The organism is Apilactobacillus timberlakei (assembly GCF_002993965.1).
GTDB classification, from domain to species: domain Bacteria; phylum Bacillota; class Bacilli; order Lactobacillales; family Lactobacillaceae; genus Apilactobacillus; species Apilactobacillus timberlakei.
On sequence record NZ_POST01000002.1, the window covers coordinates 320,873 to 331,630 of the forward strand.

At 28.8% G+C, this 10,758-nt stretch carries 12 protein-coding genes; 4 read left to right on the forward strand and 8 right to left on the reverse strand.

The window, feature by feature from the left end; all coding sequences use genetic code 11:
• Positions 1-3: 3 nt before the first annotated feature.
• The 5 genes from C7N71_RS03585 to C7N71_RS03605 all read right to left on the reverse strand — a co-directional run bounded on the left by C7N71_RS03585 (position 4) and on the right by C7N71_RS03605 (position 5,745).
• On the reverse strand, positions 4-696 hold the full coding sequence (locus C7N71_RS03585; RefSeq protein ID WP_105987781.1) for a Bax inhibitor-1/YccA family protein: 693 nt from the start codon (positions 694-696) through the stop codon (positions 4-6).
• Between the two features lie 74 nt (positions 697-770).
• Positions 771-2,102 carry a UDP-N-acetylmuramate--L-alanine ligase gene (gene murC, locus C7N71_RS03590; protein WP_105987782.1) on the reverse strand — a complete coding sequence of 444 codons (1,332 nt, stop codon included), beginning with the start codon at positions 2,100-2,102 and terminating at the stop codon, positions 771-773.
• A gap of 64 nt (positions 2,103-2,166) precedes the next feature.
• Complete coding sequence (locus tag C7N71_RS03595) at positions 2,167-4,698, reverse strand: DNA translocase FtsK (protein WP_105987783.1); 2,532 nt, start codon at positions 4,696-4,698, stop codon at positions 2,167-2,169.
• A gap of 63 nt (positions 4,699-4,761) precedes the next feature.
• Complete coding sequence (gene ytpR / locus C7N71_RS03600) at positions 4,762-5,403, reverse strand: YtpR family tRNA-binding protein (RefSeq protein WP_105987784.1); 642 nt, start codon at positions 5,401-5,403, stop codon at positions 4,762-4,764.
• A 21-nt stretch (positions 5,404-5,424) separates the two neighbouring features.
• Complete coding sequence (locus tag C7N71_RS03605) at positions 5,425-5,745, reverse strand: thioredoxin family protein (RefSeq protein WP_105964488.1); 321 nt, start codon at positions 5,743-5,745, stop codon at positions 5,425-5,427.
• A gap of 111 nt (positions 5,746-5,856) precedes the next feature.
• Here C7N71_RS03605 and C7N71_RS03610 point away from each other — a divergent pair, with 111 nt between their 5' ends.
• Positions 5,857-6,144, forward strand: coding sequence for a hypothetical protein (locus tag C7N71_RS03610; protein ID WP_105987785.1), 288 nt, complete (start codon positions 5,857-5,859; stop codon positions 6,142-6,144).
• Between the two features lie 6 nt (positions 6,145-6,150).
• Here C7N71_RS03610 and trmB read toward each other — a convergent pair whose 3' ends face one another.
• From trmB to C7N71_RS03625, 3 genes are all read right to left on the reverse strand, one after another.
• Positions 6,151-6,804 (reverse strand): tRNA (guanosine(46)-N7)-methyltransferase TrmB, encoded by a 654-nt coding sequence (gene trmB / locus C7N71_RS03615; protein ID WP_105987786.1) that lies wholly within the window; start codon positions 6,802-6,804, stop codon positions 6,151-6,153.
• Positions 6,805-6,930: 126 nt separating this feature from the next.
• Positions 6,931-8,139 carry an ABC transporter permease gene (locus tag C7N71_RS03620; RefSeq protein WP_105987787.1) on the reverse strand — a complete coding sequence of 403 codons (1,209 nt, stop codon included), beginning with the start codon at positions 8,137-8,139 and terminating at the stop codon, positions 6,931-6,933.
• On the reverse strand, positions 8,132-8,869 hold the full coding sequence (locus tag C7N71_RS03625; RefSeq protein WP_105987788.1) for an ABC transporter ATP-binding protein: 738 nt from the start codon (positions 8,867-8,869) through the stop codon (positions 8,132-8,134). The genes C7N71_RS03620 and C7N71_RS03625 overlap by 8 nt, the downstream gene beginning before the upstream one ends.
• Positions 8,870-8,997: 128 nt before the next feature.
• On the opposite strand from C7N71_RS03625, the gene C7N71_RS03630 reads away from it, so the two are divergent.
• From C7N71_RS03630 to C7N71_RS03640, 3 genes are all read left to right on the forward strand, one after another.
• A complete protein-coding gene (locus C7N71_RS03630) occupies positions 8,998-9,426 on the forward strand; it encodes an HIT family protein (RefSeq protein WP_105987789.1) in 429 nt (142 codons plus the stop codon).
• 4 nt (positions 9,427-9,430) lie between these two features.
• Positions 9,431-9,739 carry a hypothetical protein gene (locus C7N71_RS03635; RefSeq protein ID WP_105987790.1) on the forward strand — a complete coding sequence of 103 codons (309 nt, stop codon included), beginning with the start codon at positions 9,431-9,433 and terminating at the stop codon, positions 9,737-9,739.
• A gap of 95 nt (positions 9,740-9,834) precedes the next feature.
• Positions 9,835-10,722: a peptidylprolyl isomerase gene (locus tag C7N71_RS03640; protein ID WP_105987791.1), complete on the forward strand. Its 888-nt coding sequence runs from the start codon at positions 9,835-9,837 to the stop codon at positions 10,720-10,722.
• The last annotated feature ends 36 nt before the right edge of the window (positions 10,723-10,758 follow it).

Consider the following 10,758-nt stretch of genomic DNA (forward strand, 5'->3'; position numbering starts at 1 on the left):
TTATTAATCTCGATCATTGCCACCAAAGATACTTAATAATTGTAAGAATAGATTAATAAAATCTAAATACAATGTCATAGCACCATAAATGGCCAAACCATTTTCTGAAACATCTGATCCGTATTCATTATATGCATCTTTAACTTTTTGACTGTCATAGGCAATTAAAATTGTAAAAATAATAACTGCAATAATTGAAATAACAAATCCAAATAAAGGAATTCTTAAGAATGCATTAATAATACTTACAATAATTAATGCAATAAGTGCACCTAAGGCTTGTGTTCCAATTTTATCTAAGTTTTTCTTAGTAGTAACACCTATTAGGGCCATTACGACAAAATCAACAGTAGCAGTTAGAAAAGCTTGTGCAATAACAGTTGTACTATAAGATATAAAGATATATGAGTATAGACCTCCTGTTAGCACTGAAAATGCCATAAATAGGATAAAACCTAAAGAAGAATTCTTCATTGCAACAGAAGAAGTAGCCATAGCAAGGACAAACCATATAACAATTCCAACAATACTAGGAATAAGGCCTAAAGAAGCATGGTAAACAGAACCCATTAAATAAGAAACTATTCCTGAAATGAAAACTGATAAAGCCATCCATCCATATGTTTTAGTTAAAAATTTATTCATACCAAATGAATTATTTACCATACGACGACCTGTTTGATCATAATCATTCATGTATTAATCCTCCTTTATATAAAGTATAAGGTTTAATATATTTTACCAAACAAAGAGCCAATAGTACAAGTTTTTTAATTTACATTATTTGTAACATCATTTAATAATTCTTCATAAATCTTTTCATATTTTTGAATGTCTCCAGCTCCCATAAATACAACTACTGCATCATGATAATCTAAAAGTGGAGACATATTTTCGGCTTTAATTAAGCTACCATTTTTAGTGATTTTTGCTTCTAAATCAGAACTGGATACCTTACCAGCTTTTTCACGGGGAGAACTATAAATTTTAGTAATATAAACATCATCAGCTTTATTTAGACTATCTGCAAATTCATCTAGATAAGCAATAGTTCTACTAAAAGTATGGGGTTGAAAAACCGCAATAATTTTTTTGCTTGGATATTCTTGTCTAGCAGCATCTAAAGTAGCATTAATTTCTGATGGATGATGAGCATAATCATCAATAATAGTCATATCGCCAACTTTTCTTTGAGCAAAGCGACGTTTAACACCTTTAAATGTTTCTAATTCTCTACGTATTTCATCTAAGTTGTCATGCTCAAAATATGAAACTGCAATAACTGCTAATGAATTTAAAACATTATGTTCACCATATAAGTGAATTTGGAAATTACCTAATTTTTCACCATGATATTCAACATCAAATGAAGAACCTGAAGTACTACGAGTAATGTTAGTTGCTCTAAAATCATCATTTTCACCAGTACCATAATAATAAATGGGTACATTAGCAGTTAACTTTCTAAGATTCTTATCATCACCCCATGCAAAAATACCTTTTTTAGTCTGATTTGCAAAAGTCTGGAATGCACTACGAACATCATCAATTCCGGTATAATAATCAGGATGATCAAAATCAATATTAGTCATAATAGCATAATCAGGTTTGGTGGCTAAGAAATGTCTTCTATATTCATCAGCTTCATATGCAAAGAATCTAGCATTAGGCACACCCTTACCAGTACCATCACCAATTAAATAATCAGTAGGTGCAATGCCTGATAAAACATGTGCTAATAAACCAGTTGTACTAGTTTTACCATGAGCCCCACAAACTCCAATGCTAGTGTGACCTTCAATCATTTTACCTAAAAATTCATGATAACGATAAACTTCTAGTCCCATTTCATGAGATTTTTTTATTTCAGGATGATCATCATCGAATGAATTTCCGGCAATCACAACTAAACCTTCATGAATATTATTTTCATCAAATGGTAAAACTTTAATACCAGCTTGTTCTAAGCCTCTTTGAGTAAAAGTATATTTTTCAATATCTGAACCTTGGACTGTACATCCTCTATCGCGAAGGATTCTGGCCATTGCGGACATACCTGTACCCTTAATTCCTACAAAATGATATGTCTTACTTGTATCCATAATCTAAACGCCCCTTTTTAATTGTCATTAATTCAATCATAGCAAACTTTTTTCAATATAGTAGCTAAATGTTCAATTTTTTATAATCTTTTTCTGTTAAATATACATCTCTTGGCTTAGAGCCATGTTGTCCAGAAACATAATTGCTCTGTTCCAAGCTATCAATCAAACTAGCAGCACGATTATACCCAATAGAAAATACTCTTTGTAATTTTGAAGTAGAAACATTATCTTCTTGAGAAATATATTTCAATACTTGTGGCATTAAATCATCTTCTTGTTCTACTTTATTGACTTGTTTTAATAATGAATCAGGTTGAAAAGCATACTTAGGCTTTCCTTGCTTTCTGACCTCACTAGTAATATTTTCAATTTCATCATCAGTAACAAAAGTGCCTTGTAGTCTAGTTGCTTGGCTAGAACCACTACCTAAGTAAAGCATATCACCTTTTCCAAGTAATCTTTCTGCTCCAGCAGTATCAATAATTGTTCTAGAATCAACTTGACTAGATACCATAAATGCAACACGAGTAGGAATGTTATTTTTAATAGTTCCCGTAATGATGTCAACACTTGGTCTTTGAGTAGCAACAAGTAAGTGAATTCCAGCGGCCCTTGCTTTTTGAGTAATTCTAACAATGTAATCTTGTACTTCACTAGATGCAACCATCATTAAATCAGCTAATTCATCAATAACAATTACAATATAAGGAATTTTTAGTCCGTAGTCCTCATGTTCTTCTGCCATCTTATTAAATTGTTCAACATTCCTAGCACCAGCAGCCGCTAATTTTTCATAACGTTCATCCATTTCTTTAACCGCCCACTTCAAAGCTGCTGAAGCCTGCTTAGGATCTGAAATAACTGGAGAAAGTAGATGTGGCAAGTTGTCATAAGGTGCCATTTCAACAGCTTTAGGATCAATCAAGATTAATTTTAAGTCAGCAGGAGTTGCTTTATAAAGTAAAGAAATTAATAAACTATTCAAAAATACACTCTTACCAGAACCAGTAGCACCAGCGATTAATCCATGAGGCATTTTACGAATGTCAGTCATTTGTGGTTTACCAGTTAAATCAACTCCTAAGGCTACAGTTAATGGGTCCTTACTATTTTTAAATTGTGGTGAATCTAGAACCTCAGATAGCATAACTGGTCTTGGATGTGGATTAGGAATTTCAATTCCTACGGTTGTCTTACCTGGGATTGGAGCTTCAATTCTAATATCCTTTGCAGCAAGTGCCATTTTCAAGTCATCATTTAAATTAGTTATTTTACTTACTTTAACTCCTAACTGTAACTTAATTTGAAATTGAGTCACAGTTGGCCCATTTGTCCAATCTACAACGTTAGCATTTACATTAAATGCACTAAGTGTATCATCTAATTTTTGTGCTTGACTCTCAATCCAATCATCTAAACTATCATCATTGTCATTGTTAGGCTCTGATAATAAATCTAAGCTAGGAAATTGATAATTATGATTTACTACATTATTGTCTTCATTATCATTTGATTCTTTATGTTTATCATCTTTAAATAAAGATAAATCTTTTTGAGAATCATTCTCTGAATCCAATATTGATGACAGGGAATGCCCTAATCCAAACTCTTCTTTCGCTTTTGGTTCTACGGAATTGTTATTAACGTTTTCTAAATCAGAATCTATATTATTAGGATTTGATTTATGTGAATTCTTATCATCTTGCTCTATAATTTCAGATGATTGATTATCATTATTTGGTGATTCATTTAATTCATCTTGATCATCTGATATTTTATCTTCTGAATCATTCGCTTCAGAAGATTCATCATTGTCAAAGACTTCTGGTTTGTTTAAACTACTTACATCATCAGGCTTAACAGCAACAAAATCTTTACCTTGGGTTTCTTTATTTTTAATATATTCAAAATCATTGGAATATAAATCTACATACTTACTATATGGAGTTGTATTTTTTAAATCTTCATAATCGTAGTCTTCTTCATCTTCAACTGGTTTAACATCAACTTTTTCACTATCATCATTAGAAGATTGATCAAGCTTATTATCTTCAAGATTTAATGGTATATTTTCTTCACTATCTAAATTATCTTTATCACTAGAAATTTGTGATTCATTATCATTATTTGCTAAATCAGACTCTTCATAAGGTTTCTGTTCTTTTAAATTATTATCTTCTATTGTTGAATTATCAATATTTTTATTATCATTAATTTCATCTAAAGAACCCAAATCTTCCTTTTCGCTGTTTTCATAGCTATCTAAGTCAATTGAATCATTAGATTCATCTGCATAAAGAATCAAATCATCACTAGATTGTTTCAAATTCCTTTTAATATTTTGATAAGGATAAGAAAGTTTTAAACTATAGTATGGGGTATCACTAGCTTGAGATTGCTTCTTTGGTTTAAATGCAGCAGCTCTTTGCGCAATAGGATTTTCATTATCAACGATATCAGATTGATTAGCATCCTTTTTACGGTCATAGTTATGCTTTTTATTTTCACTTATTTTATTTATATGTCTATTTTCCTGCTTCTTGTTTTTAATACGATACTTGCGATAAAAAGCAGGACCATCATAATGTTCCATATAACTGTCATCCTCAAAATAATTAATATTATATATGTATTAATAAAGAGATATAATATCTCTTTATTTGTCAAACAAAGTAGCAGCTTTATCAAAATCAAATTTAGTTCCTACTTCATAATTATCAGGTAAAATTAATGCTCCTGGTTTTTGTGGTGCATTAGGTAAGTGTAATTCACGACCGGAACAAATCATTCCATTACTTTTTTCCCCTTTTAATTCACCTGGCCAGATTATTAATCCGTCAGGCATCATAGCACCAACTTTAGCAACAACAACCTTAATATCTGCTTGCATGTTTGGAGATCCACTTACAATTTGTAGAGTTTTACCGTTATCAACTGTAGTTTCAGTAATTTTTAAATGGTCAGACTTTGGATGCTCGCTAATTTTGTTTACATAGCCTACAACAAATTTTGGATCATTATCTAACTCAATGTTTGCTGATAAGCTTTGTTTTTTTAAAAATGAATTTAATAAATCAACATCATTGGAAGTTAATTTAATTTGTCCATTCATATTTGATAAATTAGGTAGGATATGACTAGCATTCAAAAAATTATATCCCAAAATTTTACCACTATCTTTATCAGACATAATTACTACATCATCTTTATATTCTACATTTTGTTCACCAGTTGTTTCATCCAAAACTACGATCAAAATGTCACCATTTTGTTTAGGGTTGTAACTTGCAATTAACATTCAATTTTACCTCTCAAATCATTAATTTAAAGAATCAATAAATTCTTCAACTTGTTTCTTTGTTTTTCTATCTTTATTTACAAAACGACCAATTTCTTCACCATTATTAAAAGCAACAAAACTAGGAATCCCCATAACACCTAAATCAGCTGCTAAATCAATATTTTCATCACGATCAACTGCTAAGAAATTGTAATCTTTATATTCTGCTTCAATCTCTGGCATAGCAGGTTTAATAAATGAGCAATCTGGGCACCAGTCAGCTGAGAAGAATAAGATATACTTACCCTTCTCAATTTTCTTTTTTAAATCTGTTAAATCCATTTTTGCTAATTGTTCCATAAATATTCACTCCTCATATATTATAATATTGTTATATTATAACTTATAAAATGGATATTGTTGAAAACTTTGATTATAATATTTATTATATACCATTTAAATTTGGAGGTAATGAATATTAAACATTATAAATCTTTCTACATTGGAGCCATTGTAGGAGGCATAGTCACTATTACTTATGCATTAAATAAAAATAGAAATTATAATATAGAAAAAATTATTCAGACCAAGGTTAATAATGCAAAAATGACTTTTAATAATAATGAAATTTATGGACATTGGATTATGAAAAAGAGTAACTATTGGGTTGGCGCCATTAACATCAAAAAAGATGAACAGATTATTGAACATCCCTTTGTAATAAATAATAAACACCAACTATCTTGGCAAGAAGACTAATCAATATTAGTCTTCTTTATTTTTATTAAAATATGCAATGACTTTATAAATAGGTCCTTTAGCACTAAATTTATGTTCATATTCAGTTTCAATATTATCTTCAATATATTCACTATTGTGTAAATCTAAAGATAATAAATCAAAATACATTCCATAGTTATTAAATGTAATTATAGAATACTCAAAGAGACCACGATTATCTGTTTTAAAAACAATTGGTGCATCTTTCTTCAATACTTTTTTATAACTATCCAAGAATTTAGGTGAAGTTAAGCGGCGCTTAGCATGTCTTTTCTTAGGCCATGGATCTGAAAAGTTCAAATAAATGGTGTCAATTTCGTGTTCATCAAAGAAAGTATCAATACCAGCACCATCTGTATGCACCATTTGTAAGTTTGGTAATTCTGATGCAACAACTTTTTTCAATGCAATGGCAATTACCGTTTCTTGAATTTCAATTCCTAAGAAATTGATTTCTGGATGCTCTCTAGCCATTTCAACAATAAATTGACCCTTACCAGTCCCAATTTCAACATGGATAGGTTGATTTTTATTAAAACGATTAGACCATTTTCCTTTCCATTGTTCTGGATTATCCACAATATATTCTGAATGGTCTTTGATGAAATCTTTTGCCCATGGTTTATTTCTTACTCTCAAAAATTTATCCTCCTTATAAAAAATGGTCAAAACAATTTGTCTTGACCATTGAATATGCCAAATTAATTATCGATAAAATACTATCTTTCATTTTAATGTTTACTGTATCATTCAGTCAAGACAGTATTAACTTTTTAATTCAGCCTTATTGATTTTTTTATTCATATACAAGTGGGTTAATAATAAAAGTTCTACAAGATCAATTATTAATAATATCAGAGCTGTATAAACCCCATTACTAAATATTGATAAAACAAAGAACAAAGTAATTGTTAGATACATTAATTTATTAATGATATTAACAAAACTACTTAACTTATTTTTGTTACTAATTGGATAGATATAAGTAAATACATTTTCATCAAAATTAAAATAATAAGGAATCATTTGAAATACTATTAAGTATATAAATAACATGCTTAATAGTATTACAACATATTTATTGTTAATAAAAAGTATTAGTAATGAACCAATCAAAGATAGTCTAGTATATAATCCACTAATTTCTTTATCTCTGAATATTCCTCTTATAAAAAGATATGAAAAAACATTATCATTTTTAAACAATTTCAAGAATGGATCTAAATATTTACGACGTTTAACTTTTCCATCAAGCATTGGCACATCAGTAAACATATTAAAAAATTGATATATACGATGCATTCTACTGCTTTCATTATTAATAACTTTATTCCAGTGAATTGATAATCTAACACATTTTTTCTTTAATACAATTATATATACCAAAACTATTAAAGATAAAGCAATTGATAAAATATCAGAAAGCCATATAAAAATAGATAAACTAATAATTGGGAAAATAATTTTAAAGATTAAATTTCTTTTATTACTAAAGTTATTGTACATATCTATAAAAGATGTTCCTAGTATTATATATTTATTAACTAATAACAATATTAATAATATTATTATATAAACCTTACTAAAATTAATAAATGTTTTAGATATTAATGGAATAAGTATCAACCATATAAATATTTGAATAATAGATGCCATTAAATAACTATATTTCATTGCTGAATTAAAATAATTATAAAATTGCTTCTCTTGTGGCAATAAAAAAACATAATCAGCTTTTTTTATAAAGTTAGCTAAACCACCTAATTGTAAAGATATAAATAGAATTATTAATACTAACGGTTGGCCCCACCATATACCAATTGATAAATGTTTTATAGCAATTGAATATTCATATAATAATCCACCAAAGATAAACATTAGAGCAATTACAAAGAAATCATTAAATACATATTTAAGATACTTAGTCATTTCAATTAAATGGGCATTGAAACGATTTTTAAATAAACTATTCATTATTTGATTCCTCAGATAATTTTAAATAAATATCATTTAAAGAACTATTCTCATTACCATATTTATCTTTTAATGCATTTAAATCGCCCTCTGTTCTAACTTGCCCATTATGAATTAGAACGAAACGATCACAAAAACGTTGTGCTGTATCTAAAACGTGAGTAGACATAAGAATACTACTACCCTGTTCTTTTTGATTATTGATTAATTTCAATAAATCATTAACTGCTAATGGATCCAATCCTAAAAATGGTTCATCGATAATAAACAATTTAGCGTTAGTAATGAAAGCACAAACAATCATAACTTTTTGACGCATTCCTTTTGAAAAATTAATTGGGAACCAATCAAGCTTATTATCAAGTCTAAACATCTTAAGTAGTTTGTTGGCTCTTTGCCAAGCAACATTTTCATCCAATTGATATGCCATAATAGTAGTTTCAATGTGCTCTTTTAAAGTTAATTCTTTATATAAAATTGGTGTTTCAGGAATATATGCAATTTGATTTTTATATTTATTAACATCATCAGTAATTGAAGTTCCATTGATTTTAACTTCTCCAGAAAATGGAGTTAAAATTCCAATAATATGATTAATAGTAGTAGATTTACCAGCACCATTTAAGCCAATTAAGCCCACTAACTCACCATCTTTAATATTAAAAGAAATATCTTTAAGAACTGGAATTTGTGAATATCCACCTACCAAGTGCGAAACATCTAATGCCATAAAATATCGCCCCTTAAAAAACTTATTATTATCGCAATTATATCATAATTTTAGTTAAGTTATTTTAAGTTTATTTTATGTTATCATTGTTATAGTACGGTAAATTAATAAAGGAAGGAGATTTTAATATGGATGACTGTATTTTTTGTAAAATAGTTAATAATGAAATTCCTAATTATACTGTTTATGAAGATGATATAGTAAAAGCATTTTTAGATATTTCACAAACAACCCCTGGTCATACTCTAGTTGTTCCTAAAAAGCATGTTGCTGATATTTATGATTACAATGCAAAAATGGCTGAACAAGTTTTTGCTCGGATTCCTAAGATTGCTAGAGCTATTAAAAATTCTGCCCCAGATATCAAGGGAATGAACATTATTAATAATAATGGGAGGATTGCTTCGCAATCAGTATTTCATTCCCATTTCCATCTGATTCCAAGATATAGTGAAGATGATGGATTTGCATTAAAGTTTACTGATAACTCTAATCAATACAATGAAGAAACGTTGACCCACATTCAAAAGGATATTTCAAAAAATTTGGAGGGTTAATAAAATGAAAAACATTTTAAAAATAATGGGGATTTCTGCTGCTGGATTAGCTACATACTTGTATGTAAATAAGAAAGATCCAAAAACTTTCTTTAAAAATCTATCAACAGATACAAAAGAATCGTTTGAAAGATCAAAAAGAGTCAATGACTCTAGAAAAGCATTACAAAAAAACGTTCAAAAATTACAACAAGAGCTTAAAAAATCTACCCCAGTTATTGAACAATTACAAAAAGATATTAATGATTTTCAATTTAAAATATCTCCAAGAATAGATATGATAAAAGATAGAATGAATCACTTACAAAAATAATTTATAAAAGTATTTTATACTATTAAAATCATATGCATTGGTATGTTATAGTTAAAAATGGTTATTTAAATTTCAGAAATGGATGTGTTAAATTTATGAACAAAAAATGGTTAGTCGGTATGGCTGCTGCTTTAATGAGTGTTTCATTAGTTGCTTGTGGTAGCAAAACAGTTGCTGTTACCAATGGTGGTAAAATTACACAAAGTGAATACTATAGCAGTATGAAAAACACTTCTAATGGTAAACAAGTTTTACAACAAATGATTTTAGACAAAGTCTTAAACAAACAATATGGTGATAAAGTTTCATCAAAAGATATTAATGCTCAATTTAACCAAACTAAGAGTCAATACGGTTCACAATTTGATGCTGCTTTACAACAACAAGGTATGACCGAACAATCATACAAAGATGGAATTAAATCCAATTTATTATTGCAAGCTGCATTAAAAGACAATGTTAAAATTTCAAATAAAGATCTTGAAAAGCAGTTCAAATCATTTGAACCTAAGGTTACTGTTAATGAAATCTTAGTTTCAGATAAAGATACTGCTAACAAGGTTATTGAACAACTTAACGACAAGAAAGGCAAAAACTTTGCTGAACTAGCTAAGAAGTACTCAAAGGATTCTGCTAACAAGAATAACGGCGGTAAATTAGCTGCATTTGATAATACAAATACAAGTCTTGATTCATCATTTGTAAAAGCTGCATACAAGCTATCAAATGGTGAATACACCAAAGAACCTGTAAAGACTAAGGCTGGATACCAAATTATTCAAATGGTTAACCATCCTAAGAAAGGTTCATCATACAAAGATTATACTTCAGAATTAAAAGATCAAATTGCTGAAAGTAAAATCAAAGACCCTACCCTTCAAAAGAATGTTGTTGCTAAGATTCTTAAGAATGGTGGAGTAGAAATTAAAGATAAAGATCTACAAAACATCTTATCTTCATTCCTAAGCAATTCAAATAACTAATCTAAATTATAATAAAAGGGTTCCCTTATGGGAGCC

What these genes read in the sequence shown, in the direction of transcription:
- C7N71_RS03585 (WP_105987781.1), bottom strand. Translation starts at nt 696, where the DNA reads ATGAATGATTATGATCAAACAGGTCGTCGTATGGTAAATAATTCATTT.
- murC (WP_105987782.1), bottom strand. Translation starts at nt 2,102, where the DNA reads ATGGATACAAGTAAGACATATCATTTTGTAGGAATTAAGGGTACAGGT.
- C7N71_RS03595 (WP_105987783.1), bottom strand. Translation starts at nt 4,698, where the DNA reads ATGGAACATTATGATGGTCCTGCTTTTTATCGCAAGTATCGTATTAAA.
- ytpR (WP_105987784.1), bottom strand. Translation starts at nt 5,403, where the DNA reads ATGTTAATTGCAAGTTACAACCCTAAACAAAATGGTGACATTTTGATC.
- C7N71_RS03605 (WP_105964488.1), bottom strand. Translation starts at nt 5,745, where the DNA reads ATGGAACAATTAGCAAAAATGGATTTAACAGATTTAAAAAAGAAAATT.
- C7N71_RS03610 (WP_105987785.1), top strand. Translation starts at nt 5,857, where the DNA reads ATGAATATTAAACATTATAAATCTTTCTACATTGGAGCCATTGTAGGA.
- C7N71_RS03620 (WP_105987787.1), bottom strand. Translation starts at nt 8,139, where the DNA reads ATGAATAGTTTATTTAAAAATCGTTTCAATGCCCATTTAATTGAAATG.
- C7N71_RS03625 (WP_105987788.1), bottom strand. Translation starts at nt 8,869, where the DNA reads ATGGCATTAGATGTTTCGCACTTGGTAGGTGGATATTCACAAATTCCA.
- C7N71_RS03630 (WP_105987789.1), top strand. Translation starts at nt 8,998, where the DNA reads ATGGATGACTGTATTTTTTGTAAAATAGTTAATAATGAAATTCCTAAT.
- C7N71_RS03635 (WP_105987790.1), top strand. Translation starts at nt 9,431, where the DNA reads ATGAAAAACATTTTAAAAATAATGGGGATTTCTGCTGCTGGATTAGCT.
- C7N71_RS03640 (WP_105987791.1), top strand. Translation starts at nt 9,835, where the DNA reads ATGAACAAAAAATGGTTAGTCGGTATGGCTGCTGCTTTAATGAGTGTT.